The sequence below is a fragment of the Streptomyces sp. NPDC001787 genome (genome assembly GCF_040297465.1).
In the GTDB taxonomy this organism is placed as follows: domain Bacteria; phylum Actinomycetota; class Actinomycetes; order Streptomycetales; family Streptomycetaceae; genus Streptomyces.
On record NZ_JBEOZE010000010.1, the window covers coordinates 197,273 to 222,660 of the forward strand.

General features: G+C 71.8%; 23 protein-coding genes. 13 read left to right on the forward strand and 10 right to left on the reverse strand.

Annotated elements, in window-relative coordinates; translation table 11 throughout:
- Positions 1-24: 24 nt before the first annotated feature.
- Positions 25-1,245, reverse strand: coding sequence for an acetyl-CoA C-acetyltransferase (locus ABT170_RS16955; protein WP_329943721.1), 1,221 nt, complete (start codon positions 1,243-1,245; stop codon positions 25-27).
- A 183-nt stretch (positions 1,246-1,428) separates the two neighbouring features.
- Positions 1,429-2,448: an SGNH/GDSL hydrolase family protein gene (locus ABT170_RS16960; protein WP_329943927.1), complete on the reverse strand. Its 1,020-nt coding sequence runs from the start codon at positions 2,446-2,448 to the stop codon at positions 1,429-1,431.
- A 156-nt stretch (positions 2,449-2,604) separates the two neighbouring features.
- Between ABT170_RS16960 and ABT170_RS16965 the strand changes: the two genes are divergently transcribed.
- On the forward strand, positions 2,605-4,008 hold the full coding sequence (locus ABT170_RS16965; protein WP_329943720.1) for a cystathionine beta-synthase: 1,404 nt from the start codon (positions 2,605-2,607) through the stop codon (positions 4,006-4,008).
- A gap of 394 nt (positions 4,009-4,402) precedes the next feature.
- Here the strand turns inward: ABT170_RS16965 and ABT170_RS16970 are convergent, their stop codons facing one another.
- Positions 4,403-4,822, reverse strand: coding sequence for a hypothetical protein (locus tag ABT170_RS16970; RefSeq protein ID WP_351868105.1), 420 nt, complete (start codon positions 4,820-4,822; stop codon positions 4,403-4,405).
- Between the two features lie 145 nt (positions 4,823-4,967).
- On the opposite strand from ABT170_RS16970, the gene ABT170_RS16975 reads away from it, so the two are divergent.
- Both ABT170_RS16975 and ABT170_RS16980 read left to right on the forward strand, forming a co-directional pair.
- Positions 4,968-5,813 (forward strand): MurR/RpiR family transcriptional regulator, encoded by an 846-nt coding sequence (locus ABT170_RS16975; protein ID WP_329943718.1) that lies wholly within the window; start codon positions 4,968-4,970, stop codon positions 5,811-5,813.
- A 135-nt stretch (positions 5,814-5,948) separates the two neighbouring features.
- Complete coding sequence (locus ABT170_RS16980; protein ID WP_351868108.1) at positions 5,949-6,515, forward strand: hypothetical protein; 567 nt, start codon at positions 5,949-5,951, stop codon at positions 6,513-6,515.
- A gap of 23 nt (positions 6,516-6,538) precedes the next feature.
- Here the strand turns inward: ABT170_RS16980 and ABT170_RS16985 are convergent, their stop codons facing one another.
- From ABT170_RS16985 to ABT170_RS17005, 5 genes are all read right to left on the reverse strand, one after another.
- A complete protein-coding gene (locus ABT170_RS16985; protein WP_329943716.1) occupies positions 6,539-6,913 on the reverse strand; it encodes a hypothetical protein in 375 nt (124 codons plus the stop codon).
- Between the two features lie 87 nt (positions 6,914-7,000).
- Positions 7,001-7,486: a roadblock/LC7 domain-containing protein gene (locus ABT170_RS16990; protein ID WP_329943715.1), complete on the reverse strand. Its 486-nt coding sequence runs from the start codon at positions 7,484-7,486 to the stop codon at positions 7,001-7,003.
- Positions 7,487-7,524: 38 nt separating this feature from the next.
- Positions 7,525-8,268: a transcriptional regulator gene (locus tag ABT170_RS16995; protein WP_351868188.1), complete on the reverse strand. Its 744-nt coding sequence runs from the start codon at positions 8,266-8,268 to the stop codon at positions 7,525-7,527.
- 128 nt (positions 8,269-8,396) lie between these two features.
- Positions 8,397-8,906, reverse strand: a complete 510-nt coding sequence (locus tag ABT170_RS17000; RefSeq protein ID WP_351868112.1) for a hypothetical protein — start codon at positions 8,904-8,906, stop codon at positions 8,397-8,399.
- Positions 8,907-9,033: 127 nt separating this feature from the next.
- Positions 9,034-10,431 carry an APC family permease gene (locus tag ABT170_RS17005; protein ID WP_351868115.1) on the reverse strand — a complete coding sequence of 466 codons (1,398 nt, stop codon included), beginning with the start codon at positions 10,429-10,431 and terminating at the stop codon, positions 9,034-9,036.
- 126 nt (positions 10,432-10,557) lie between these two features.
- Here ABT170_RS17005 and hutU point away from each other — a divergent pair, with 126 nt between their 5' ends.
- The 4 genes from hutU to hutI all read left to right on the forward strand — a co-directional run bounded on the left by hutU (position 10,558) and on the right by hutI (position 16,263).
- Positions 10,558-12,219 carry a urocanate hydratase gene (gene hutU, locus ABT170_RS17010; RefSeq protein WP_329943712.1) on the forward strand — a complete coding sequence of 554 codons (1,662 nt, stop codon included), beginning with the start codon at positions 10,558-10,560 and terminating at the stop codon, positions 12,217-12,219.
- A gap of 155 nt (positions 12,220-12,374) precedes the next feature.
- Positions 12,375-13,604 (forward strand): allantoate amidohydrolase, encoded by a 1,230-nt coding sequence (locus ABT170_RS17015; RefSeq protein WP_329943925.1) that lies wholly within the window; start codon positions 12,375-12,377, stop codon positions 13,602-13,604.
- A complete protein-coding gene (locus ABT170_RS17020) occupies positions 13,595-14,962 on the forward strand; it encodes a formimidoylglutamate deiminase (protein WP_329943711.1) in 1,368 nt (455 codons plus the stop codon). The genes ABT170_RS17015 and ABT170_RS17020 overlap by 10 nt, the downstream gene beginning before the upstream one ends.
- A 128-nt stretch (positions 14,963-15,090) precedes the next feature.
- Positions 15,091-16,263, forward strand: a complete 1,173-nt coding sequence (hutI, locus tag ABT170_RS17025; RefSeq protein WP_351868118.1) for an imidazolonepropionase — start codon at positions 15,091-15,093, stop codon at positions 16,261-16,263.
- Between the two features lie 108 nt (positions 16,264-16,371).
- On the opposite strand, the gene ABT170_RS17030 is transcribed toward hutI, so the two are convergent.
- Positions 16,372-17,397 carry an RNA polymerase sigma factor SigF gene (locus tag ABT170_RS17030; protein ID WP_351868121.1) on the reverse strand — a complete coding sequence of 342 codons (1,026 nt, stop codon included), beginning with the start codon at positions 17,395-17,397 and terminating at the stop codon, positions 16,372-16,374.
- 285 nt (positions 17,398-17,682) lie between these two features.
- Here ABT170_RS17030 and ABT170_RS17035 point away from each other — a divergent pair, with 285 nt between their 5' ends.
- The 6 genes from ABT170_RS17035 (at position 17,683) to ABT170_RS17060 (ending at position 23,658) form a co-directional block, all read left to right on the forward strand.
- Positions 17,683-18,051: an STAS domain-containing protein gene (locus tag ABT170_RS17035; protein ID WP_266931650.1), complete on the forward strand. Its 369-nt coding sequence runs from the start codon at positions 17,683-17,685 to the stop codon at positions 18,049-18,051.
- Positions 18,052-18,251: 200 nt separating this feature from the next.
- The gene (locus tag ABT170_RS17040; protein ID WP_329943708.1) at positions 18,252-18,743 is read left to right on the forward strand and encodes an ATP-binding protein; all 492 of its coding nucleotides are present in this window, start codon (positions 18,252-18,254) and stop codon (positions 18,741-18,743) included.
- 329 nt (positions 18,744-19,072) lie between these two features.
- Positions 19,073-19,786 carry a peptidase gene (locus ABT170_RS17045; protein WP_329943707.1) on the forward strand — a complete coding sequence of 238 codons (714 nt, stop codon included), beginning with the start codon at positions 19,073-19,075 and terminating at the stop codon, positions 19,784-19,786.
- Positions 19,787-20,009: 223 nt separating this feature from the next.
- Positions 20,010-21,080 (forward strand): COG1470 family protein, encoded by a 1,071-nt coding sequence (locus ABT170_RS17050; RefSeq protein WP_329943706.1) that lies wholly within the window; start codon positions 20,010-20,012, stop codon positions 21,078-21,080.
- Between the two features lie 50 nt (positions 21,081-21,130).
- Complete coding sequence (locus ABT170_RS17055) at positions 21,131-22,303, forward strand: hypothetical protein (RefSeq protein WP_351868126.1); 1,173 nt, start codon at positions 21,131-21,133, stop codon at positions 22,301-22,303.
- Between the two features lie 14 nt (positions 22,304-22,317).
- A complete protein-coding gene (locus ABT170_RS17060) occupies positions 22,318-23,658 on the forward strand; it encodes a hypothetical protein (RefSeq protein WP_351868129.1) in 1,341 nt (446 codons plus the stop codon).
- Positions 23,659-23,807: 149 nt separating this feature from the next.
- On the opposite strand, the gene ABT170_RS17065 is transcribed toward ABT170_RS17060, so the two are convergent.
- Positions 23,808-25,295 (reverse strand): peptide MFS transporter, encoded by a 1,488-nt coding sequence (locus ABT170_RS17065; RefSeq protein ID WP_329943703.1) that lies wholly within the window; start codon positions 25,293-25,295, stop codon positions 23,808-23,810.
- Between the last annotated feature and the right edge of the window lie 93 nt (positions 25,296-25,388).

Genomic DNA, 25,388 nt, shown 5'->3' on the forward strand with positions numbered 1-25,388 from the left:
ACGACCCCTACCCTCCGCTGCGCCTCAGCTCAGCCGCTCGATCACCATCGCCATGCCCTGGCCGCCGCCCACGCACATCGTCTCCAGGCCGAACTGCTTGTCGTGGAACTGGAGGCTGTTGATGAGCGTGCCGGTGATCCGGGCGCCGGTCATGCCGAAGGGGTGGCCGACGGCGATGGCTCCGCCGTTGACGTTGACCTTGTCCAGTGGCAGGCCCAGGTCGCGGTAGGACGGGATGACCTGGGCGGCGAAGGCCTCGTTGATCTCCGCCAGGTCGATGTCGTCGATGGTCAGCCCGGCCCGCTTCAGCGCCTGCTTGCTGGCCTCGACCGGGCCGTAGCCCATGATCTCGGGGGAGAGGCCGGAGACGCCGGTCGACACGATCCGGGCCAGCGGGGTCAGGCCCAGCTCCCGCGCCTTGGTGTCGGACATGATCACGAGGGCGGCGGCGCCGTCGTTCAGCGGGCAGCAGTTGGCCGCGGTGACCAGGCCGTCGGGGCGGAAGACCGGCTTGAGGCCCTGCACGCCCTCCATCGTGACGCCCGCGCGCGGGCCGTCGTCCTTGGCGACGACGGTGCCGTCGGGGGTGGTCACCGGGGTGATCTCCCGCTCCCAGAAGCCGTTCTTCAGGGCTTCCTCGGCGAGGTTCTGCGACCGTACGCCGAACTCGTCCATGTCCTGGCGCGTGATGCCCTTGAGCCGCGCCAGGTTCTCCGCGGTCTGCCCCATCGCGATGTACGCGTCCGGGACCAGGCCCTCCTCGCGCGGGTCCTGCCAGGTCGCACCGGACTCCTCGGCGCGGGCGGCCGTGCGGGCCTCGGCCTCGGCGAAGATCGGGTTGTGCGTGTCCGGCCAGTTGTCGGAGTTGCCCTTCACGAAGCGGGACACCATCTCGACGCCCGCCGAGATGAAGACGTCGCCCTCGCCCGCCTTGATGGCGTGCAGCGCCATCCGGCTGGTCTGGAGCGAGGACGAGCAGTAGCGGGTGACCGTGCAGCCGGGAAGGTGGTCCATCCCCATCTGGACGGCGATGATCCGGCCCAGGTTGTTGCCCTGCTCGCCGCCGGGCAGGCCGCAGCCCAGCATCAGGTCGTCGATGTCCTTCGGGTCCAGCTCGGGGACCTTGGCCAGCGCGGTCTGGATGATCGTGGCGGTCAGGTCGTCCGCGCGCAGGTCCTTCAGGGACCCCTTGAAGGCCCGGCCGATCGGCGAACGGGCAGCAGAGACGATCACGGCTTCGGGCATCACGCGGCTCCATGAGGGCTGGAAGGCTGGCTGGACTGGCGGAACTGTCTTGGAAGTTACCCGGACGTATCGCCGGGGTCACCCGGCAGGCCATGTGATGCGGGACTCTTTTCTAAGCGCCCGCTCAGGTCGATCGGGCCCGGCGTGCACCGGGCCCGGCCCGGCCGGGTGCTCCGCCGCCGGTCATGTGCGCCGGTGTGCGGCGTCCGGGTGCGGGTGCGGGGGATGCGGAGGGTGCGGGGCCGGCTCCGTGGGCGCGGGCAGACGCCGCCGCCTGCGGTGCTTGAGGAGCGCCCAGGGGGCTCGGGCGCCCGTGACCTCCGTACCGGCCTCCCTGGCCGCCTGGGAGGCCGCCTTGGCCACCGGAAGCATGTCCTCGCGCCGCGACCCGTCCAGGTGATCGGTCTCCGGCCACAGCCCCAGCACCGCGCACAGGGTGGGCAGGACCGCCATCGCCGCGGTCGCGTACCCCTCCGCCGAGGGGTGGTAGTTGTCCGGGCCGAACAGCTCCCGGGGGTTCGCCTCGAACTCCGGGCCCAGCAGGTCCCCCAGGGACACCGTCCGCCCGCCCTGCTCCACCGAACCGATGGTCTGCGCGGCGGCCAGCTGTCTGCTCACCCGCCGGGCCAGCCAGCGCAGCGGCTGGTAGACCGGTTCGATCGTGCCCAGGTCCGGGCAGGTCCCGACCACCACCTCCGCACCCGCCGTGCGCAGCCTGCGCACGGCGGTGGTCAGACAGCGCACCGACTGGGTGGCCGGCATCCGGTGGGTGACGTCGTTCGCCCCGATCATGATCACGCAGACGTCCGGCGGACGGGCCGGGTCGGCCAGCAGCAGCGAGACCTGCCGCTCCAGATCGTCGGACCTGGCCCCCGGCAGTGCCACGTTCCGCAGATCCACCGGCCGCTCGGCCACCGCCGCGAGACCCGAGGCGAGCAGCGCCCCAGGGGTCTGCCCGGCCCGGCGCACCCCCTGCCCGGCCGCCGTCGAATCCCCGAGCAGCGCGAGCCGCAACGGGTCCGCGGGTCCGGCGAACGCCACCCCGTACCGCCCGTCCGCGCTCGGTGGAACCGGTGCCGTACCGCCGCCGACCTGGCGCTTGGCGAGCTGCACCTCGGCCAGCACCACGCCCACGGTCGCCGCTCCGATCAGCCCGATGCTGCCGCCGCCGTAGGCCGCGCCCGCCGCGATCCGCCGTGCCACCCTCGCTCTTGACACAGTCCGGTCCACCTCCTCCTCGCAGTCCCGCCGTACACGTACCTACCTGCCCCGTGGAGGGCGGCCTCCAATCGCTTCGCCCAATCTCGCCCCCGTACGCATACCCTGGGCCGGACCATCTCGGAGATCCCGGAGTACACGGTGCAATTCCACGATTCGATGATCAGTCTTGTCGGCAACACCCCGCTGGTGAGGCTGCGCAATGTCACGACGGACATCCAGGCGACGGTCCTGGCGAAGGTCGAGTACTTCAACCCCGGCGGGTCGGTGAAGGACCGCATCGCGCTGCGCATGATCGAGGCGGCCGAGGAGAGCGGGCAGCTGCTGCCCGGCGGCACCATCGTCGAGCCGACCAGCGGCAACACGGGTGTCGGCCTCGCCATCGTCGCCCAGCAGAAGGGGTACAAGTGCATCTTCGTCTGCCCGGACAAGGTGTCCACGGACAAGATCAACGTGCTGCGCGCGTACGGGGCGGAGGTCGTCGTCTGCCCCACGGCCGTTGACCCCGATCACCCGGACTCGTACTACAACGTCTCCGACCGCCTGGTCCGCGAGACGCCGGGGGCCTGGAAGCCCGACCAGTACTCCAACCCCAACAACCCGCGCTCGCACTACGAGACCACCGGTCCGGAGCTGTGGGAGCAGACGGAGGGGAAGATCACCCACTTCGTCGCGGGCGTCGGCACGGGCGGCACGATCAGCGGCACCGGGCGCTATCTCAAGGAGATCAGCGGCGGCGCGGTGAAGGTCGTCGGCGCGGACCCGGAGGGCTCGGTCTACTCCGGCGGTTCCGGACGTCCGTATCTGGTCGAGGGCGTCGGCGAGGACTTCTGGCCGACGGCGTACGACCGCACCGTCACCGACGAGATTGTCGCGGTGTCCGACAAGGACTCCTTCCAGATGACCCGCCGCCTCGCCAAGGAGGAGGGCCTGCTGGTCGGCGGCTCCTGCGGGATGGCGGTCGTGGCGGCGCTGGAGGTCGCACGGCGGCTGGGCCCGGACGACGTCGTGGTGGTGCTGCTGCCCGACAGTGGCCGCGGCTACCTGAGCAAGATCTTCAACGACGAGTGGATGGCCGACTACGGCTTCCTGGACGACACGGGCACCTCCGCCCGCGTCAGCGACGTCCTGGACCACAAGGACGGCCCGCTGCCGACCCTCGTCCACATGCACCCGGAGGAGACGGTCGGCGAGGCGATCGAGGTGCTGCGCGAGTACGGCGTCTCCCAGATGCCGATCGTGAAGCCGGGCGCCGGTCACCCGGACGTGATGGCCGCCGAGGTCATCGGCTCCGTCGTGGAACGGCAGCTGCTGGACGCCCTGTTCACCCAGCGCGCCTCGCTCACCGACCCGCTGGAGAAGCACATGTCGTCCCCGCTGCCGCAGGTCGGCTCGGGCGAGCCGGTCGAGGACCTGATGGCCGCGCTCAGCGGTGCGGACGGCGCGGACGCGGCGATCGTGCTGGTCGAGGGGAAGCCGAAGGGCGTCGTGAGCCGGCAGGACCTGCTGGCGTTCCTGGCGAAGGACGCGGTCGCTAAGCCGTAGACGCGGCCGAGGACGCGGTCGTGGTCGCGAAGCCGTGAGGAAGGGCTGCGGTCGGGGAGCCGCGGGCGGGCCGTGGGCGTTGGCACGGGGGAGGCGTCACACGGTGGGCCGGGGCTTCGCGAAAACGGTACGAGCGTGTCACGTCCGCGCAGCACCCGCTTAACACGGCTTTGGCACATTGGTGGGTGTCGGCGGGGAAACCCGCCGGCCCCACCTACGGCGACCTGGACTACGGAGCGGCTCCCGGACCTCCACCGTCGCCAGGACGCGCGAACCCGGCCCTGACCCGGACCGCGTCCCTCGCGGGGACCGCCGTCGTCCCGCCCCCCGGGCGACCGGGGGTGCGGCGGTCCCCGCGACATACCCCGGTGTCCCCGTCGGACCCGCGGCGGTGTCAGTCCTCCCAGTCGTCGGCCCCGGAGCGGTCGCGCCGCCGCAAGCGCCACCCGCCCCGTGCCGCCTGCAACGCGTTCACGCCGACGATCCCGAGCCAGGCCACGACGAGCCCCTTGAGGCCCGCGTTGGCGACGCCGATCGCGGAGAGCGGGATGGCCAGGACCAGCGAGATCACCCCGAAGCCGAAGCGCTCCCCGAAACTCCCCAGCGGCTGGGGCGTACGGGAGCCCCGGGCGACGGTCACCCGCTGTTCGGCGAGGTGGCGCCGGACGCGACGGTCGAGTGTGGTGTCGAGGCGCTGCTCGACCTTCTCCAGGAACGAGTCGATGAGCGCGGACTCGTACTCCGCCCCCAGTTCACCGCGGGCCTGGAGGGTGGCGTCGAGCTCCTTCTTGAGCTCGTGGTCACGGGCTTCCATGCTCCTCACCGTACGAAGCCGAAGGGGGCCCGCGCAGTGGGGCTAACCCCCCTGTTGGGCGTTCCGCCCGGCGGACTGTATATGGACATGCAGGCCGTCGGCTGGCTGAATAGACGCGTCGGTGACGGATTTCGGAGGGGACACCATGAGCGGGAGCAGCCCCGCTGCGCGGTTGCAGCGGCTCTTCGAGGGGCACCGGCTCACGCCCACCCAGCGGCGCATCGCGCACTGCATGGTGCGCCGGGCCGCCGACGCCCCCTTCCTCTCCAGCGTCGAGCTGGCCGAGCTGGCCGGGGTCAGCCAGCCCTCCGTCACCCGGTTCGCGGTCGCGCTCGGGTTCGACGGCTACCCGGCACTGCGCCGGCACCTTCGTGAGGTCGCGCCCGCCGACACGGGCGGGCCCGCCGCCGAGGACACGTACAACGAGTACCAGCAGGCCGTCCGGGCCGAGATCGAGAATCTGCGGCAGCTGTCCGAACTGCTCGCCGACCCCGGGCCGGTGGAGCGGGCGGGCCGACTGCTGGCCGGGTCCTGCCCGTTGCCGGTGCTCGGGCTGCGGGCCGCGTCCTCGCAGGCCCGGGGCTTCGGGTACTTCGCCGCCAAGGTGCACCCCGACGTCCGGGTGCTCGACGAGGGCGGCACCATGCTGTACGACCGGATCGACGCCGCTCGCCGGGCGGGGGCCTCCGCGCTGATGTGCTTCGCGCTGCCGCGCCACCCGAAGGAGGTCGTGGACGCGCTCGCGTACGCCCAGGGCGTGGGGCTGACCGTGGTGACCGTCGCGGACTCGGCGTTCGCCCCGGTGGCCGGACACAGCGATCTGCTGATCCCGGCGGCGGTCGGGTCCGGGCTCGCCTTCGACACCGTGTGCGCGCCGATGCTGCTGGGGCGGGTGCTGTTGGAGGCGATGTGCGACGGGCTGCCGGAGGCACAGGCGCGGCTGGAGGCGTTCGACGCGCGTGCGGCGGCGCGCGGGCTGTTCGTGGAATAGCGGCCGGGGAGCGGCGGGGCCGTGGGTGCCGCCGGGCCGCTCGGGTCTTCCGCGCTTTCTCAGACGCCGCTCATCTGCGCCGATTAATCTCCGCGCCGAGAAGCACACGGGCAGGCGCGGAAGAGGGGTACGGACATGGGGCGCGGAGCGCAGTCGTTGGCACGGGTGGCCGTGATCGTGCGGGCCGGGGCCGCACCGATGTGGTGGCCCGGCCTGTTGGCCGCCGCGGTGGGCGCGCTGCTGCCGGGACTCACCGGGCGGCGCATCGGCCTGCTGGCCGGGGCCGCGCTGTTCCTGGTCACCATGGCGGTGGTCGCCCTGGTGCGCGGCGGGCGGTACGCGGAACTGGCCCGGGGGGCCACCCGGGCGGGGCGCACCGACTTCCTCCAGGACCGCGCCGTGACCGTACGCGAGTGGCGTCGGGCGCACCGGTGGTGGCTGGCCGGCGCGTTCGTGGCGGCACTCGCGGCGGGGCTCGTCCTGCCCGGGGCGGGTGGGCTGCTGCTCGCCGGCGCGGGCGCGGGGCTCTGGGCCAAGGCCGTACGGATCGGGCAGCGCGAGCGCCGGGACGACGTCCTGTACTGGGTGCGCACCGACTGGGTGGAGCGCGGGCGGCCCACCGGCAAGCGCGTGAAGGCGTACCGGACGACGGGGCCGGTGGCGGGGGACGCCGCGCCGGGCGGGGCGCGGCGTCGCCGCTGAGGCCGGGCGGCCCGGCGCCGGGCTCAGACCTCCAGGTCCGTCTCGATCCGCTTCAGCTGGTGGCGGGCCATCGCCAGATTGGCGCGGCCGGAGTCCAGTACCAGATAGAGGAAGAGACCGTTGTTGCCGTGGGCCCCGAGCAGCCGGATCAGGTGGTACTGCGTGCCCAGGGTGATCAGGATGTCCTCGATCTTGTCCTTGATGCCCAGGTGATCCATGGTGCGGAGCTTGGAGCGGACGACATCGGTGTTGCCCGCCGCCGCGACCTCCAGGTTGAAGTCCTTGCTGCCGCCGAGGGTGCCCAGAGCCATGCCGCTGGTGTAGTCGACGAGGGCGACGCCGAGGGCTCCCTCGATGGACGTCATCGCTTCCTTGAGTGCCGCTTCGGTGTTGGCCATGAGTACGTGTTCCCTTTCCCTGACCGGTCGGGATGACCGGTGCCTCTGTGTGTGGTGGGTCTCTGTCCGGTGGCTGCGGCGGGGCCGCTACATGGGGCGCCGCGGCAGCCCGCGGGGGTGTTCGGTACGCGGTTGCGGGGTGCGCGCCTTCGGGGGCGCGGTGCGGGCGGCGCGGTCGGGGCTCTCCCGGGACAGGGCGGCTTCGACGAGTTCGCCGATGCGGGCTCCCGCCCGGCGGCCCTCCAGATGGAGCCGTCCGACGTTGACGCGGTCCGCGGCCAGCAGGGTGAGTACGGCGGAGGGGCCCGCCGCGTAGGTGGCGATGTACCCGTTCTCGCCGCGGACCAGGAGTTCGCGGAAGCCGCCCCGGGAGGTCGCGTCGGTCATCCGGATCGCGACGCCGAGTGCGGCGGCGGTCAGTGCGGCCACCCCTTCCGCCTCCACGCCGGGGGTGTCATGGGCCAGGACCAGGCCGTCGGTGCTGGCCGCCAGTGCGCCGGTCAGGAGCGGCACCCGGGCCCGTAACCGCTGGAGCTCGTCGAGGACATCGCGCGCTTCGGCCTCGGGCACCATCAGCTGTCTCCTCCCGGCACGCTGTCTGAGCGCGCGTATCACAGGGCCTCCAGTGCGTCTCTGAGCCGGCGCAGCAGGGCGACATCGGGATCGGCCGTGACCTCGGGCAGCGCGAACCGGTCCGCGGTCGCCCCGGCCCCGCTCGCGGCGGGCCGGGCCGCCTCGACGAGTCCGGCCGCCGCGAGCCGCCGCAGGTCGACCAGGAGGTGGAACGTCGAACGGCCCAGCTCCCGCGCGATGTCCGGGGCCGTACGCACGCCGTCGACCAGGTCCAGGGTCCGGCGCCGGCGGTCCGGCAGCGGGGTGTCGACGGGGTGTGCCGTCCTGGCGAGCGGGGCGCTGTCGGTCACCGCGTCGGGCCAGATCCGGTCCAGCAGCTCCCGGCGCCGGAGCGTCTCGCGGTGTACGGCCGCCACCGCCACGGGGCGTACGGGGCCGATCCAGTGCGACACCCCGTAACGGAATCTGGCCGGGGTACCGGTCGGCCCGAGGGCGAAGAACGCCGCGTCGTACAGCGCGCCCAGATGGCACAACTCCAGTGCGCCGCCCGGCACATGGCCGCTCTCCACCAGATAGCGCCCGACCCGCCGCCCGGCCCCCGCCTGCGCGACCGCGTCCCACCAGCCCTCGGGCCGCAGCGCCCCGCCCGTGGTGAGCAGTACGTCGATGCCGGGGGTGGCGGGGCTCTCGGCGTGCACCACCCGGCCGTCCGCGAGGTAGAGCGTGCCTCGGTCCCGCATCAGGGCGCCGGTGGCGCGTTCGGCGGCGAGGCGCTGGAGCATCGGGGAGAGCACGGGGTGCCGGGGGGACTCCTCGCCGGGGCCGGGTAGGGCCGTGGTGCCGGAGTCGGGTAGGGCCGTGGTGCCGGAGTCGGGTAAGGCCGTGATGCCGGGGTCGGGTGGCCGGGCGTTCATCCCAGGACCAGCCGCTCGGCCGTCTCACCGAGCCGGATCCGGGCGAGCGCGAGATTGCCCTGGGCGCGGTCCAGCCAGAGGTGCAGGAAGACGCTGCTGTCGAAGGCCGTTTCGACGAACCGGAGGATGTGGTAGCCGGTGCGGGTGGTGACGATGACGTCCTCGACCGGCGTGCTCGGCGTGCTCGGCGGGCGCGTCGCCGGGTCCGGTATGCCTGACTGGTTCGGTATGCCTGGCCCGTCCGGTGCGCCCGGCCGTTTCGCGGGACGCTCATGTCCGGTCGTGGGCCGCCCGTGCTCGTCCGGCGGCGGGAGGAGGGCGAAGACCGGCTGCTCGGCCGCCATCCTCGCCACCTCGGCGGTCTCGGCCGCGGTGGCCTCATGGTCGCCGTTGGGCGAGTCCCCGATGGTGCCTAGGGCGAGACCGCTCGTCCAGTCGACCACCGAGGCGCCGCGGGCACCGGGCAGCCTCATGACTTCGAGCAGGCACTCGTCGATTCCGGGCACGCGCACTCCCCTCCCGACACGGCGTTCGGCTGTGACCCCGAGGCTACGCAACGTGCTCGCGGCAGGTGGAGGTTTGGCATTTCCCGGTGGTACATGCGCCGCGGCGTGTATGGGGCTCCGGGCACCGCTACGCGTGCCGGTCGTCAGGAAGGTCCTGGGCGCTCCCCTCACGGGTGGCCATCACCACCTTGTTGACCACCCACAGGCCGATGCCGATCAGCAGCAGCACCCCGGCCCGGACGTAGACGTCCGCGTCCCGGTCGGCGAGCGGGCTCGCCAGGATCAGGGCCGTGACCGCGCCGAGCACGGGCAGCGCCGTCGGCGTACGGAAGTGCCGGTGCTCCACGCGGTCCTTGCGCAGTACGAGTACGGCGATGTTGACGACGGCGAAGACACAGAGCAGCAGGAACGAGGTGGTGTCGCCGAGCCCTTCGATCTCACCGGTGGAGACCAGCCCCACGGCGAGCAGCGAGACGAGGACGATGCCCACCCAGGGGGTGCGCCGGCCGGGCAGGACACGGCCCAGGGCACGCGGCAGGACGCGTTCGTTCGCCATGCCGTAGCAGAGCCGTGAGGCCATCATGATGTTGATCAGCGCGGAGTTGGTCACGGCGAACAGGGCGATCAGCGCGAACAGCCCGGGCGGGAAGTCGACGCCGCCCGCCTTCACCACTTCGAGCAGCGGTCCGCTCGACCTCTCCAGGGTCCGGTGGTCGACCAGCAGCGAGGAGACCAGGGCGACCAGGACATAGACGGTGCCCGTCACGGCCACGCCGATGAAGATGGCCCGGGGGAAGGTGCGGACCGGGTCCTGGGTCTCCTCGGCCATGTTCACCGAGTCCTCGAAGCCGACGAAGGCGAAGAAGCCGAGGGCGGTGGCGCCGAGCACCCCGGTGACCAGGGCGTATCCCGTACCGCTCGCCTCGAACTCGGTCAGCCGGGCGGGCTCGCCGTCGCCGTTCAGGACCGCGTACGCGCCGATCGAGAGGATCACGAGCAGGCCGGTCACCTCGACCACCGTCAGGACGACGTTCGCCTTCACGGACTCGGCCACGCCGCGCAGATTGAGCGCGGCCAGGACCAGGAGGAACAGGATCGCGACCAGGGTGGGCGGCAGGGCGGAGGTGAACTCGCCGAGGTAGTCACCGCCGAAGGCGCGGGCCGCGGCGCTCGCGGACGACAGGCCCGAGCACATCACCATGAAGGCGACGACGAAGGTCAGGAACGGGACCTTGAACGCCTTCTGCGTGTAGAGCGCGGCCCCGGCCGCCTTCGGATACTTGCCCACGAGTTCGACGTACGAGGCCGCCGTCAGGATCGCGACGGCGAAGCCGATCAGGAACGGCAGCCAGAGCGCGCCCCCGACCTTGCCGGCCACCTTGCCGGTGGTGGCGTAGATGCCGGTGCCCAGGATGTCGCCGATCACGAAGAGGATCAGCAGCCTGGGCCCGATGGCCCGCTTCAGGGCCGTGTTCTCCGGCGGGCCGGGTGCGGTCGGTGGCGCGGGTGTGCCTGGAGCGGTCACAGGAGCCTCCCCGGTGGGTGATGGCAGAGGTCTGCCCGGCCCCGGCGCGCCACGCACCTGTTGACTACAAGTATTCAGACCTCCAGGATGTGAATACAGGATTCACAGTCGCGAGGAGGCATTGCCATGTCAGGACCCCGCCCCGTACGGGCGCCGCGCGGTACCGCACTGACCGCCCTGGGATGGCAGCAGGAAGCCGCCCTGCGCATGCTGCAGAACAACCTCGACCCCGAGGTCGCCGAGCACCCCGACAAGCTCGTCGTCTACGGCGGTACGGGGAAGGCGGCCCGCGACTGGCGCTCGTTCGACGCCATGGTCCGTACGCTGCGGACGCTCAAGCAGGACGAGACGATGCTCGTCCAGTCAGGGCGGCCGGTCGGCGTCATGCAGACCCATGAATGGGCCCCGCGTGTCCTGATCGCCAACTCCAACCTGGTGGGGGACTGGGCGAACTGGGAGGAGTTCCGCCGCCTGGAGGCGCTCGGACTCACCATGTACGGCCAGATGACCGCCGGGTCCTGGATCTACATCGGCACCCAGGGCATCCTCCAGGGCACGTACGAGACGTTCGCCGCCGTCGCCGCGAAGAAGTTCGGCGGGACGCTCGCCGGGACGATCACGCTGACGGCCGGGCTCGGCGGCATGGGCGGCGCCCAGCCGCTCGCCGTCACGATGAACGACGGCGTCGCGATCTGTATCGACTGCGACCCGCGCGCCATCGAGCGCCGGATCGAGCACCGCTTCCTCGATGTGAAGGCCGACAGCCTGGAGCACGCCCTCCAGCTCGCCGTCGAGGCGCGCGACGCCCGGCGCCCGCTCTCCATCGGGCTGCTCGGCAACGCGGCGGAGCTGCTGCCCCGCATGCTCGCCGAGGGTGCCCCGGTCGACATCGTCACCGACCAGACCAGCGCGCACGACCCGCTGGCCTATCTGCCGCTCGGTGTCGACTTCGACGACATGGCCTCGTACGCCGCCGAGAAGCCCGCCGACTTCACCGTGCGGGCGCGGGAGTCGATGGCCGCGCACGTCGAGGCGATGGTCGGCTTCATGGACGCCGGGGCGGAGGTCTTCGACTACGGCAACTCCATCCGGGGCGAGGCCCAACTCGCCGGATACGCACGGGCCTTCGACTTTCCGGGCTTCGTCCCCGCGTACATCCGGCCGCTCTTCTGCGAAGGCAGGGGGCCGTTCCGCTGGGCGGCGCTGTCGGGCGAGGCGTCCGACATCCACAAGACCGACAAGGCGATCCTGGAGCTCTTCCCGGAGAACGAGTCCCTGCACCGCTGGATCAGGATGGCGGGCGAGCGGGTCCACTTCCAGGGACTGCCCGCCCGGATCTGCTGGCTCGGCTACGGCGAGCGGGACAAGGCGGGGGAGCGCTTCAACGACATGGTGGCGAGCGGTGAACTCGCGGCGCCGCTGGCCATCGGCCGCGACCACCTCGACTGCGGCTCGGTCGCCTCGCCGTACCGCGAGACCGAGGCCATGCTCGACGGATCCGACGCCATTGCCGACTGGCCGCTGCTGAACGCCATGGTCAACGTGGCCTCCGGCGCGTCCTGGGTCTCCCTCCACCACGGGGGCGGCGTGGGCATGGGGCGCTCCATCCACGCGGGACAGGTCACCGTCGCCGACGGGACGAAGCTCGCGGGCGAGAAGATCCGCCGGGTCCTGACGAACGACCCGGGCATGGGCGTCATCCGGCATGTCGACGCCGGATACGACATCGCGGAGTCCGTCGCCTCCGACAAGGGCGTACGCGTGCCGATGGCGGAGGGCGAGCAGTGACGTCGACGGACAGCGGCGGGCGGACGGCACCCACTCCCGGAGCCCCCGAGCCCACCCGCGAAACCCCCGAGCCCGCTCCCGGGGCCCCCGCGCCCGCTCCCGGGGATGCGCGGTCCGCCCCGTCCCCCGCGGTCGCGGCATCGTCCTTCCTCTCCATGTGGCGCGAGCTCGCGCCGCTCGGGCGGCACGCCGACAGCGGTGGATACCGGCGGTACGCCTGGTCCGGGGCCGACGCCGACTGCCGGGCCTGGTTCCGGGAGCAGGCCGAGTCGCGCGGGCTCACCCATGAGGTCGACCGGAACGGCAACCAGTGGGCCTGGCTCGGCGACCCCCTGGCCGGCGACGCCGTGGTCACCGGATCGCACCTCGACTCCGTACCGGACGGCGGCGCCTTCGACGGGCCCCTCGGTGTGGTGTCCTCCTTCGCCGCGCTCGATGAACTCCGCCGCAGGGGAGTGGAGATCACCCGGCCGTTGGCCATCACCAACTTCGGTGACGAGGAGGGCGCCCGCTTCGGTCTCGCCTGTGTCGGCTCCCGGCTCGCCGCCGGGCAGCTGACCGTGAGGGACGCCCACCGGCTGCGCGACGGTGACGGGATCAGCCTCCCCGCGGCCATGGAGGCCGCCGGATACGACCCCGAGGCCATCGGCCCCGATCCGGAACGCCTCGCCAGGATCGGCGCGTTCGTCGAACTCCACGTGGAGCAGGGCCGCGCCCTCGACCTCAGCGGTGACCCGGTCGGGATCGCCTCCGCCATTTGGCCCCACGGCCGCTGGCGGTTCGACTTCCGGGGGGAGGCCAACCACGCGGGCACCACGCGCCTCGCCGACCGGCGCGACCCCATGCTCACGTACGCCGAAACGGTGCTCGCCGCCCGCCGCGAGGCCGAACTGACCGGCGCCCTCGCCACCTTCGGCAAGATCGCGGTCGAGCCGAACGGGGTCAACGCCATCCCCTCCCTCGTACGCGGCTGGCTCGACTCCCGCGCCGCCGACCAGGCCACACTCGACGCCGTCATCACCGGGATCGAGCGCGCCGCCCGGGAGCACGCCGAACGGGCCGGGATCGATCTGGATGTCGTACGGGAGTCCTTCACCCCCGTGGTGGAGTTCGAGCACGCCCTGCGCGACGAGCTCGCCAGGATCCTCGAAGGCGGCCGGGGCGCGGGGCGCGACACCGGCGACACGGGGCGCGCCGTGCCCGTCCTCGGCACCGGCGCGGGCCATGACGCGGGTATTTTGTCCGCTTCGGTGCCTACCGCCATGCTGTTCGTACGGAACCCCACCGGAATCTCGCACTCGCCGGCCGAGCACGCCGCCGAGGACGACTGTGTGACCGGGGTGATCGCCCTCGCCGACGTACTGGAAGGACTCGCGTGCAGCTGACAACGGAGCCCACCGGCAGGCCCGTCACCGCCACGTATTGGATGTCCCACGCCTGGCTCGGCACCCATGTCGAGCCGGGCGTCACCCTGGACGTCGCCGGTGACCGCATCGCAGGGGTCCGCACCGGCGTCGGGACACCGCCGCCCGGCGCCACGGCCCTGCACGGCCTGACCCTCCCCGGGCTGGCCAACACCCACTCGCACGCCTTCCACCGGGCCCTGCGCTCCACCGTCCAGGTGGGCTCCGGCACCTTCTGGACCTGGCGCGAGCTGATGTACCAGGCGGCCTCCCGGCTCACCCCCGACACCTATTTCGACCTCGCCCGCGCCACGTACGCCGAAATGGCCCTGGCCGGCATCACCTCCGTCGGTGAATTCCACTATCTGCATCACGCGCCCGGCGGCACGCCCTACGACAACCCGAACGCGATGGGCGAGGCGCTCATCGCCGCGGCCGCCGAAGCGGGCATCCGCATCACCTTGCTGGACACCGCCTATCTCGCCGCCGGATTCGGCGAGAAGCCCAACCGGCACCAGCTCCGCTTCTCCGACCGCACGGCCGACGCCTGGGCCGAGCGCGCCTCCCTCCTCAAGGGTGACGACCACACGCTGATCGGCGCCGCCATCCATTCCGTACGGGCCGTCCCGGCCGCGCAACTGGCCACCGTCGCGCAATGGGCCGAGGAACGTCGGGCACCGCTCCATGTCCACCTCTCCGAGCAGACCGCGGAGAACGAGGCCTGCCGCACCGCGCACGGCCGCACCCCCACCCGGCTCCTCGCCGACCACGGCGTCCTCGGCCCGCGCACCACCGGCATCCACAACACGCACCTCACCGCGGAGGACATCGAACTGATCGGCTCCTCCGCCACCGGCACCTGCATGTGCCCCACCACCGAACGCGACCTCGCCGACGGCATCGGCCCCGCCGCCGCCCTTCAGCGGGCGGGCTCGCCGCTCTCGCTCGGCAGCGACAGCCACGCCGTCATCGACCTCTTCGAAGAGGCCCGCGCGATGGAGCTCAACGAGCGTCTGCGCACCCACCGCCGAGGCCACTGGACGGCCGCCGCCCTGCTGCGCGCCGCCTCCGCGGACGGGCACGCCGCACTCGGCCGCCCCGACGCGGGCACCCTGGAACCGGGTGCGCCCGCCGACCTCACCACCGTGGCCCTGGACTCCGTCAGAACAGCGGGGCCGGTGCCCCGGCTGGGAGCCGAAGCGGCCGTATTCGCCGCCTCCGCAGCCGATGTGCGGCACACGGTCGTGGGCGGACGGCACATCGTCCGGGACGGTCTGCACGCACGGATCGAGGATGTCCCCGGAGCACTCGCCGCAGCCATCGCCGCCCTGCACAGCTGACACCGGAACGGTCCGTGCCACCGGCGGAACGGTCCGGGCCGCGGAGGGAACGCTCCGGGCCGCCGGCCGGGGCGCTCCGACCGTGCGACCTGTCCGACCTGCCCGAACCCAAGGAGAACAGTCTCCAGATGACGACGACCGCCATCACCAAAATCGCCAGCCTGGTCACCAACGACCCCTCCCTCGGAAACGGGACCCCCCTGGGCCTGATCCAGGACGCGGCCGTCGTCATCGAGGGCGACCGCGTCGTCTGGACCGGTGAATCAAGCAAAGCACCCGCCACTGACAACGCCGTCGACGCGGCCGGCCGGGCCGTGATCCCCGGCTTCGTCGACTCCCACTCCCACCTCCTCTTCGCGGGCGACCGCACCCAGGAGTTCAACGCCCGGATGTCCGGCCGCCCCTACTCCGCGGGCGGCATCCGGACCACGGTCGCCGCCACCCGCGCGGCCTCCGACGACGAGCTCTCCGCCAACGTCGCCCGCTACCTCGCCGAGGCCCTGCGCCAGGGCACCACCACGTTCGAGACCAAGTCCGGCTACGGCCTCACCGTCGAGGACGAGGCACGGGCCCTGCGCATCGCCGCCCGCCACACCGACGAGGTGACCTACCTCGGCGCCCATGTCGTGCCCGCCGACTACGCCGACGACCCGGCGGGCTACGTCGACCTCGTCACCGGTCCGATGCTGAACGCCTGCGCCCCGCACGCCCGTTGGATCGATGTCTTCTGCGAGAAGGGTGCCTTCGACGGCGACCAGGCCCGCGCGATCCTCACGGCGGGCAAGGCCAGGGGCCTCCACCCCCGCGTCCACGCCAATCAGCTGACGTACGGCCCCGGGGTCCAGCTCGCCGTCGAACTCGACGCCGCCTCCGCCGACCACTGCACCCATCTCACCGACGCCGACGTCGACGCCCTCGGCCAGGGCGGCACGGTCGCCACGCTGCTCCCGGGCGCCGAGTTCTCCACCCGCGCGAACTGGCCCGACGCCCGTCGCATCCTCGACGCGGGCGCGACCGTCGCGCTCTCCACGGACTGCAATCCGGGCTCCTCGTTCACGTCCTCGATGCCGTTCTGCGTCGCGCTCGCCGTACGGGACATGGGCATGACCCCCGACGAGGCGGTCTGGTCCGCCACCGCGGGCGGCGCCGCCGCGCTGCGCCGTACGGACGTCGGCCGTATCGCGCCCGGCGCCCGCGCCGACCTCGTGCTCCTCGACGCGCCCAGTCATGTCCACCTCGCCTACCGGCCGGGAGTCCCGCTGGTCAGCGCCGTGTGGCAGCGCGGCGAACGAGTCCTCTGACCGTGCCGGGGGCCGTACACGCGGAAGGACCCGCGCCCATCGCTGGGGCAGGTCCTTCCGCAAGTGATCCAGTGATCTCCGGTGACTTCCGGCGCCGGGGCGGGCCGGTCACTCCTCCAGGGTCAGGCCCTTCCGGAGTCCGGCCAGGGTCCGGGAGAGCAGCCTGGACACATGCATCTGTGAGATGCCCAGCTCGTCGCCGATCTCCGACTGGGTCAGATTGGAGACGAACCGGAGCGAGAGGATCATGCGGTCCCTCGGGTGCAGCGCGGCGATGAGCGGCTTCAGGGACTCGACGTACTCGATGCCTTCGAGCCCGTGGTCCTCGTAGCCGATGCGGTCCGCGAGGGCGCCCTCGTGCTCGTCCTCCTCGGGCTTGGCGTCCAGCGAACTCGCGGTGTACGCGTTGCTCGCGGCCATGCCCTCGACGACCTCGTCGGTGGTGATGCCGAGGCACTCGGCCAGCTCGGACACGGTGGGTGAGCGGTCCAGCCGCTGGGCCAGCTCGTCGCCCGCCTTGGCCAGGTCGAGCCGCAGTTCCTGGAGCCGGCGCGGTACGCGGACGGACCAACTGGTGTCCCGGAAGAAGCGCTTGATCTCGCCGACGATGGTCGGCATCGCGAACGTCGGGAACTCGACGCCGCGGCTCAGTTCGAACCGGTCGATCGCCTTGATCAGGCCGATGGTGCCGACCTGGACGATGTCCTCCATCGGTTCGCTGCGGGAGCGGAACCGGGAGGCGGCGAACTTGACCAGGGCCAGGTTGAGTTCGACCAGGGTGTTGCGGACGTAGGCGTACTCGTGGGTGCCCTCTTCGAGGGATTCGAGCCGTTCGAAGAGCGTCTTCGACAGCGCCCTGGCGTCCAGTGCCCCGACTTCCGCGTAGGGCGGGATCTCGGGAAGTCCTTCGAGCCCCTCGCCGCCGATGTCTGCGGCGGCGGGGTTCGCGGCGCGGTCCGTGGCGGTGTCCGCCGTGGTGTCCGCGGTGCGGGTGGTGCCTGGGGTGGTGCTGAGGGTGGTGCTGGTGCGCGGGCCGGGAATGGCGGCCGCGGCAGGGGAGTCGGAATCGGTCGGTCCCTGAGGACATGTCGACGGCGCGTTGTGGGTACGCGGATCGTCGAGCCGGGGTGACATGCTTCTCCTCCATCGTTCTCGGCATATGGCTGCCGATGCCCATACGTGTTCCTGCGGTGAAGCGGCGCCTCCAAAGCCGGCCGTGTTTTCGGTGTCCCTCTACCCTTACCCGGTTCGTGCAGGCACTTACAAGCGCCAATTACTGCCATATGTCCGGTTTGTTGAGTTCTTCGACTACCGCGTGGCGTACGGAACGCGTACTGTTTTACGGACGTCGGCGGCAGCTACGCATACAGCCGCACAGGCAGTGACGCGCACAGTGACGAGCGGCGAAGAGGGACGGGCATGGACCGCGGGACGGTCGGCAGTGCGAACCGGGGTCGGCTTCAGGTCGAGGCCCGGACCGAGGGGCGCAGCGAGATTGTGACGCCGGTGGGTGAGCTCGATCACCACACCGCCGATCTGCTGCGCGAACCCTTGGAGAGCGCGGTCGAGCAGGGGCGTGCGCGCCTGGTGGTCGACTGCTCGCGCCTCGAATTCTGTGATTCCACCGGGCTCAATGTGCTGCTCGGTGCCCGCCTCAAGGCGGAGGCGGCCGGGGGAGGGGTCCATTTGGCAGGCATGCTGCCCGTCGTGGCGAGAGTCTTCGAGATCACCGGGGCCGAGGCGGTTTTCACCGTCCACGCCACTCTCGCGGAGGCCCTGGACACCTGACCCGCGCCCCGATCCGCGGCCCCGGGAGCCTTGAGTGTCGCCCGTGTCACGCGATCGCGTGGATGAAGTGGGTGTTGTCACGATTCGGCCGGGCAGGAGACACCCCGGCGGCGTCATGGATGGCCCGCACACTCAGTATCTGATCAGTTTCTGTTCGATGGCGACATGGCGACATGGTGAATCGGTGAGGTGAAGCGCTGATGAGCACCACCCGGCAGCATCCGCCGGGCGACCTCGGCCGCGAGCCGGACGACGAGGGCGCTGCCTCGTCCGTCCCGGCGGAGCGGCAGTGGCGCACGCTCGCACTGGGGCAGGCCAGTGGCATCGTGCCGATGGCCCGCGACTTCGCCCGGCAGGCGCTCCATGACTGGGGCTGGCTCCCGGCGGTCGGTGCCGACCGGCGTGCCGCCGCCGAGGATGTCCTGCTGGTCGTCTCCGAGCTGGTCACCAACGCCTGCCTGCACGCGGAGGGCCCCGAGGAGCTCCGTATCGGCCGCATGGCCAAGGTGCTGCGGGTGGAGGTCGTCGACCGCGGCGCCGGACAGCCCGCGCCGCGCACCCCGCACCGGGCGGGCCGGCCCGGCGGACACGGCATGTTTATCGTGCAGCGGCTCTGCCTGGACTGGGGCGTGCAGCGTACGCCCGACGAGCCGGGCAAGATCGTCTGGGCGGAGCTGGCCGCCCCCGGGTAGCCGTACCGCGTCTGCCGCGGACGACCGGACCCGCCGGTTCGGACCCGCCGGATCCACCGGTTCGGACCCGCCGGACGCGCTGGTTCGAACGCGCCGGGGTGAAATGCCCCGGTGGCGCCGCGCCCCCTCCACTCCCGTCCCGTACCCGTACACCCGTCCCACCCGTCCATATCCATGGGCACCCAGGAGCGCGCCGGATCGGCGCGCTCTTTGTCTTCCCTCCACAAGGCCCCGGGCGTACCTTGAGCGCCCAATCTGATGTGTCGTCAGTAACGTGCGCCGGTAGAGACCGTGGCGCGTGGCGACGTCCGGCATGAGGGGAACACGAGGTGTCGAACCAGAAGCGGACAGCTCTCGCGCTGGCGTCTGCGCTGGCGGGCTCGGTGGTGCTGATGGCCGCCCCCGCCGCGCACGCCGAGGTCGTGGACGTCAACTACCAGTGCCAGACGCCCATCGGGCCCAAGGGGGCGGTGTCGCCCATCGACATCAAGGGCGTCAAGAGCGGCGGCGGGTACCAGCTCACCATGTCCTTCCAGAAGGGGGTCTCCTCCAGCCCGGTCGAACTCGGCAAGGGCGCCATGAAGCCGAGCGCGGTCATCGTGCTCGGTGGCGCCGAGAAGGGGCAGGTCCAGGTCACGGGTCCGGCGAACGCGGAGGCGATCCCGGCCAACACCCCGATCAGGATCAGTGACTTGTCGGGTACGTACACACCGAAGAAGAGCGGCAAGGTCACCTTCACCGCCGGGGTGCTCACCATCAAGGCACTCGGTACGACCACCACCTGTACGCCCAAGAACAGTCCCGGACCGTCGCTGGAGCTCGATGTCCAGGGCGCGGGCGGGTCGGGCGGTTCAGGGGACTCGGGCGGTTCGGGGGACTCGGGCGGGAACGCGTCGACCTCCTCGGCGGGCGGCGGTGAGCTGCCCAAGACCGGTCCGCTCGACTCGGCCGTCGCACTCGGCACGCTCGGCGGCACCGTGCTGCTGACCGGGGCGGCCGGGGTGCTGTGGCTGACCCGGAGGGGCCGGCGCGCCGCGGGCTGAGCGCGCGGTACGGGCTCAGGCGCGCGGTACGGACGGCCGAGCGGTACGGGCATCCGAGGGTACGGGCATCCGAGGGTACGGGCGGAAGCCGGAGCGCACGCCGTGGAGCCGGAGTGCACGCGTGGAGTCAGGGAGCACGCACGGACCCGGAGCGCACGCCGTGGAGTCAGGGCACGCACGGAGTCGGGGAGCGCCACAAGCGCCAAGGGAGCGGGAGTCGTCCATGCCGTCGTTGACCTCGTACGCCGCCCGAGCGGCGCTCACCGTACTGCTGTGCGCCCTCCCCGTGGCCCCGGCGACGGCGGCCGACGGCGCTCCGCGTTCCTCCGCGCCGTCCGGCTGGGAGGCGCGGCCGGCGTCCGGGGTCACCCGTACGGGCGACAGCGGGCGGCCCTACTTCTACCTGGAGGGCGCACCCGGAACGGTCCTCCAGGACCGGCTCACGGTGACCAATCCCGGCCGGACCCCGCTGACCGTACGACTGCGGGGAGCCGACGCGGACCGGGGGCGGGCCGGGGAGCCCGCCGCACGGGAAGCGGGGAAGGGTGCCGGGGCGTGGCTGCGTTTCGCCTCAAGGAAGGTGACCGTGCCCGCCCGGACCCGCGCCGACGTGCCGTTCACCGTGACCGTGCCGCCGGACACGGTGCCCGGCGACCATCCCGGGGCGATCCTGGCGGAGGGCGGGGGCCGTGCGATGGACGTCCGGGTCCATCTGCGGGTCAGCGGACCGACGTTGGCGGCGCTCAGCGTGGAGGACGTCGCGGTGTCCGGGCGGACCATCCGCTACACGCTGGTCAACCGTGGCAACGCGGCCCTGACGCCTCGTCTGTCGGTCAGCGCAGACGGGGTGTTCGGCGCATTGCTGCGCCGTGAGGCCCGCACGCTGCCGAGGGAGCTGAAGCCAGGACAGCGGGTGAAGCTCACCGAGCCCTGGCCGGACGCCCCCGCCCTCGACTCCGTCACCGTCCGGCTGCGGGCGACGGCCGCGGGCGGCGCGCACGGTGAGGCGTCGGCCTCCGCGACGTACCTTTCCCCGGCCCCTCTGGCGGGCGGCGCGCTGCTGATCCTCGCGGCCCTCGCCGCGGGCGCGTACCGGCGCGGACGCCGCCCCGGGCACAGCCTCCCCGGGCGCAGGCTCCGGTTTCGTCTCCGGCCCGGACGCGGGCGGACCGGTCCCTCGCCGGGCGACAGCACGGGCGACGGGCCGGGCGACGGCACGGGCGGCGGGACGGCCCTCCGGCACGAACAGGACTCCGACGACAGGCACGTGGCGAAGGCGGGAGCGGAGACGTGAGGGATGAGACGGACATGCGGTGTGCGGGAGCCGCGGGAGGTGCGAGGGACATGAGGGAACCGGCCGGGCCGTCACGCCCGGCACGGAACGGCCGTCGCGGAGGCTTCGCACCGCTGCCCGCGCTGCCCGCGCTGCCCGCGCTGCCCGTGGTGCTTGCCGCGCTGGTGCTCGTCCCCCTGCTCCCGGTGCTGTTGCTCCTGGGCTCCTCCGGTGCCCGCGCGGCGGACGGTGAACCGAAGATCACCCTCTCCAAGAGCGAGGCGGGCAAGGGTGGTGCGATCACCGTCAAGGGCAGCGGCTGGCGCGCCGACACGCTGCTGATGCTCCTGATCTGCGGGCAGTCCACACCGGACAGGGGGGTGATCGGCGGCACCAACTCCTGCGCCAACGCCGAGGGCCGGGCCGTCACCACCGGCAAGTCGGGCGCTTTCAGCAAGAAGATGCCGGTTTCCGAGCCGCCGAAACCCTGCCCGTGCGTGGTGCATGTCGCCACGGTCACCGGGGAACGGGCCTCGGCCGAGGCGGTGTTCACGGTCGCCGGGCACCCGACGGCACCGTTGCCGCAGCCGGACGGCGGGAAGCTCGCGGTGCTGGCCACCACCCGCCTGGAAGGGGACAGCTCGCTCCTCACCTGGTTCGGCGCGCCGGCCTCCCGGCGGCTGGTCCTCACCGTCGGCAACCTCGGCTCCGCTCCGGTCAAGGACCCCGTGTTCCAGGTCGGCACCTCCCACGGTGTGTACGCCCCGCGGTGGGAGGAACACCAGTGGCGCGGCACCGTCGCGCCCGGCCGCAAGGCGCAGATCAAGCTTCCGGTCGAACTGGCCGCCGGAGCCCACGGCGACTACCGGATCTCCCTGAAGTACGGCACGAAGGTGCTGGCCGAGCAGCCATGGGGAGTGGGCCGCCCCTGGGGCGTCACGCTCTTCTGGATCCTGCTCTGCGTCGTCGTGCCGGCCGCCGTCTTCCGTATCGGCATGGCGATCGTGGACAAGGTACGGCCCCGCCCGGACCGGGCGGGGGCCCGGACGGGACGCCACCGCCATCCGCAGCTGTCCGAGGTGACCGCGAGACTGCCCGGCCTGCGCCGCGGGGACGGCACCGCGCCCGAGCGGCCCTCCGCCGCGGACCCGGCGGCCACGACCACGACCACGGCCGCGCTGCCGTGGTTCACCCCGGATTCCGCACCGTCAGACAACAGACCCACGACGAAGGGACATTCGTGAGTACGCAACGGAGGATGAGCGCGGCCGGAGTCGCGCTGATGCTCGGCGGCGCGGGCATACTGCTGGCCGCGAGCCCGGTCCAGGCCGCTGACGTCTCGTACGCGACGGAGTGCGTTCCGCCGCCCATCTCGGGACTGCCCGCCGTGCAGGGCACCACCGAGGTGAAGCTGACCGCGCCCGCCGAAGCCAAGGTGGGCGACGAGATCGAGGTCGTCTGGAAGACGGTGGCGGCCGCTTCCAAGAACCCCGACATACTCGACCTGGACGAGAACACGGTGAAGCCGACCGGCACCGTCAAGGTGGGCGGTGCGGCGAGCGGTGAGCTGAAGATGGAAGGGCCGCGGCAGAACCCGCCGATCCCGAAGAACAGCGCCATGCTGCTGCCGGACATGAAGGGCACGCTGAAGCTGGAGAAGGCCGGCGAGATCACGCTGACCCCGGACGCGTACAGCATCAACGTGTCCAAGCCGATCTCCACGGACACCAAGTGCGCTCCGAAGGAGGCCGTCCGGCCCGGAGCCACGATCAAGGTGACGGAGGGCGGCGGCACGTCCACCGGCGGCACGTCCGACGGGGGGACCACGGACGGCGGCACCACGGACGGCGGTACGAACGCCGGAGGGACGACCTCCGGAGGCACGGCGGCCGGCGGTACGGACTCCGGGGGCTCCGCCGCGTCCGGCGGTTCCAGCGGGGGCGGCGGTGGCGAGACGGACTTCCCCGGCAAGGAGGTGTCCGTCGCGTACGCCTGCAAGACGCCCATCGGCGACAAGAACGCCACTTCCCCGGTGAAGATCAGCGCCAAGAAGAGCGGCGGCAGTTACGCCCTCACCGTGAAGTTCAGCAAGTCGGTGATGGACAGCCCGATCGACATCCCGGCGAACCAGGTGAAGCCCTCGATGGAGGTCAAACTCGGCGGCGCGGACAAGGGGACCGTCCATGTCGAGGGCCCCCTGAACAAGGAGGTCATCAAGACCGGCGCACCGATCGACATCCCCGATCTCACCGGTACGTACAAGCCGGGCGCGAGCGGCAGGTCCACGCTCAGTCCCGGTGTCCTGACCGTGATGGCCGCCGGTACGAAGACGACCTGCACCCCGCCCTCCGGGGTCGCGGTCTCGCTGGAACTGGACACCTCCGCCCAGCCGGGCGGCGCGTCCGGCGGTGACACGGCGGGCTCCGGCGGCGCCGGGGCATCCGGTGGCGGTACGGACTCCGGCGGCGGTCTGGCCGACACCGGGGCCGAGAACGACGGCGCCCTGCGGGCACTCGGCCTGGTCGCCGGTACGGCGATCCTGCTGGGTGGCGCGGTGTTCACGTTCACCCCGTGGCGCAGGCTCCGCGGAACCCGCTGAGGCAGCACACGACGAAGGGCCGCCGCGCCGGTCTCCCGGTGCGGCGGCCCTTCCCCGTACAGGCGCCTACGGCCTACACATCAGACGCGTCAGCAGGCATCGGCAGGCGCCTGTGCAGGGCGTCATGTGTCTTTACGGGCCGCTGCGCGTCAGCGCACATCGCCCATGAGCGCGGTGACCTTCTTGCGGTACATCCAGATCGCGAACCCGGCCAGGACCGCGAGCGCCGCCTCCAGCCCCACCATCCCGGTCCTGTTCAGATCCACCCCGGCCAGCGAGAGCAGGCTGGTGGTGCAGTCACCCGCGGTGACGGCAAGGAACCAGACACCCATCATCTGGCTGCCGTACTTGGCCGGAGCCATCTTCGTGGTGACCGAGAGGCCGACCGGGGAGAGACACAGCTCACCGACGGTCTGGAGGAAGTAGATCGAGACCAGCCACATCGGGCTGACCTTGTCGCCGTCCGAGGTCAGCGTCAGCGGCATCATGAAGACGAGGAACGAGACACCGACCAGGAACAGGCCCGAGCCGAACTTGACGACCGTGCTCGGCTCCTTGCCGCGCCGGTTGAGCGCCAGCCAGATCCAGGCCACGACCGGAGCCAGCGCCATGATGAAGACCGGGTTCACCGACTGGTACCAGGAGGTCGGGAAGTCCAGGCCGAACAGGCTGTTCGTGGTCGAGGACTCGCCGAACAGGGACAGCGTCGAGCCGCCCTGGTCGTAGATCATCCAGAAGACGGCCGCCGCCACGAAGAACCAGATGTATCCGGACATCTTCGACTGCTCGGTGGCGGAGAGGTCCTTGTCCCGCTTGATCCGCACCAGCACGGCGACCGGAATGACCAGACCGGCGATGGTGATCGGGACGAGTGCCCAGTTCAGCGTGTAGACATCCGTGGCCACCAGGACGCCGTAGAAGACGACGGCGGCGATCAGCCACAGCAGACCCTTGCGCAGGGTGGAGCGGCGCTCCTGGTGCGACAGCGGCTTCGGGACGACGCTGGAGCGTGCGTCCAGGTGCCGCGTACCGATGAGGAACTGGGCCAGACCCAGCGCCATGCCGAGCGCGGCGATGGCGAAACCGAGGTGCCAGTTCACCTTCTCGCCGATCGTGCCGATGATCAGCGGGGCGGCGAAGGCACCGAGGTTGATGCCCATGTAGAAGACGGTGAAGCCGCCGTCGCGGCGCGGGTCGTCCGGGCCGGAGTAGAGGTGGCCGACCATCGTCGAGATGTTGGCCTTCAGCAGCCCGGAACCGAGCGCGACCAGTCCCAGACCGGCGAAGAAGGTGCCGGTGCCGGGCAGGGCCAGCGTCAGATGGCCGAGCATGATGACCGAGGCCGAGATGGTGACCGTCTTGCGCGGCCCCCAGACACGGTCGCCGAACCAGCCGCCGGGCATGGCGAGCAGGTAGACCATCGCCATGTAGATGGAGTAGATCGCGGTGGCGGTGGCCGCGTTCATGTCCAGCCCGGAGCTGGAGACGAGGTAGAGCGGGAGCAGGGCCCGCATGCCGTAGAAGCTGAAGCGCTCCCACATCTCGGTCATGAAGAGAGTGGCCAGGCCGCGGGGGTGGCCGAAGAAGGTCTTTCCGCCGGCAGTACTGGCCGAGTCCTTCGTCAGGCTGGACGCCATGGTCGATCCTTGCTGGTCGGGACGCGTCGCCTGGTGAGCGTTACGCGCCCGGTGGGGGGTGGCCGGCACCGACACGGTGAGCCCCGTCCCCTG

Excerpts from the sequence above, each read along its gene's own strand:
- ABT170_RS17050 (WP_329943706.1), top strand. The coding sequence starts at position 20,010 with ATGCCGTCGTTGACCTCGTACGCCGCCCGAGCGGCGCTCACCGTACTG.
- ABT170_RS17035 (WP_266931650.1), top strand. The coding sequence starts at position 17,683 with ATGGACCGCGGGACGGTCGGCAGTGCGAACCGGGGTCGGCTTCAGGTC.
- ABT170_RS17030 (WP_351868121.1), bottom strand. The coding sequence starts at position 17,397 with ATGTCACCCCGGCTCGACGATCCGCGTACCCACAACGCGCCGTCGACA.
- hutU (WP_329943712.1), top strand. The coding sequence starts at position 10,558 with ATGTCAGGACCCCGCCCCGTACGGGCGCCGCGCGGTACCGCACTGACC.
- ABT170_RS17015 (WP_329943925.1), top strand. The coding sequence starts at position 12,375 with ATGTGGCGCGAGCTCGCGCCGCTCGGGCGGCACGCCGACAGCGGTGGA.
- ABT170_RS17040 (WP_329943708.1), top strand. The coding sequence starts at position 18,252 with ATGAGCACCACCCGGCAGCATCCGCCGGGCGACCTCGGCCGCGAGCCG.
- ABT170_RS16990 (WP_329943715.1), bottom strand. The coding sequence starts at position 7,486 with ATGGTGCCCGAGGCCGAAGCGCGCGATGTCCTCGACGAGCTCCAGCGG.
- ABT170_RS17065 (WP_329943703.1), bottom strand. The coding sequence starts at position 25,295 with ATGGCGTCCAGCCTGACGAAGGACTCGGCCAGTACTGCCGGCGGAAAG.
- ABT170_RS16985 (WP_329943716.1), bottom strand. The coding sequence starts at position 6,913 with ATGGCCAACACCGAAGCGGCACTCAAGGAAGCGATGACGTCCATCGAG.
- ABT170_RS16975 (WP_329943718.1), top strand. The coding sequence starts at position 4,968 with ATGAGCGGGAGCAGCCCCGCTGCGCGGTTGCAGCGGCTCTTCGAGGGG.
- ABT170_RS16995 (WP_351868188.1), bottom strand. The coding sequence starts at position 8,268 with ATGCTCCAGCGCCTCGCCGCCGAACGCGCCACCGGCGCCCTGATGCGG.
- ABT170_RS17060 (WP_351868129.1), top strand. The coding sequence starts at position 22,318 with ATGAGCGCGGCCGGAGTCGCGCTGATGCTCGGCGGCGCGGGCATACTG.
- ABT170_RS16980 (WP_351868108.1), top strand. The coding sequence starts at position 5,949 with ATGGGGCGCGGAGCGCAGTCGTTGGCACGGGTGGCCGTGATCGTGCGG.
- hutI (WP_351868118.1), top strand. The coding sequence starts at position 15,091 with ATGACGACGACCGCCATCACCAAAATCGCCAGCCTGGTCACCAACGAC.
- ABT170_RS16955 (WP_329943721.1), bottom strand. The coding sequence starts at position 1,245 with ATGCCCGAAGCCGTGATCGTCTCTGCTGCCCGTTCGCCGATCGGCCGG.
- ABT170_RS17055 (WP_351868126.1), top strand. The coding sequence starts at position 21,131 with ATGAGGGAACCGGCCGGGCCGTCACGCCCGGCACGGAACGGCCGTCGC.
- ABT170_RS16970 (WP_351868105.1), bottom strand. The coding sequence starts at position 4,822 with ATGGAAGCCCGTGACCACGAGCTCAAGAAGGAGCTCGACGCCACCCTC.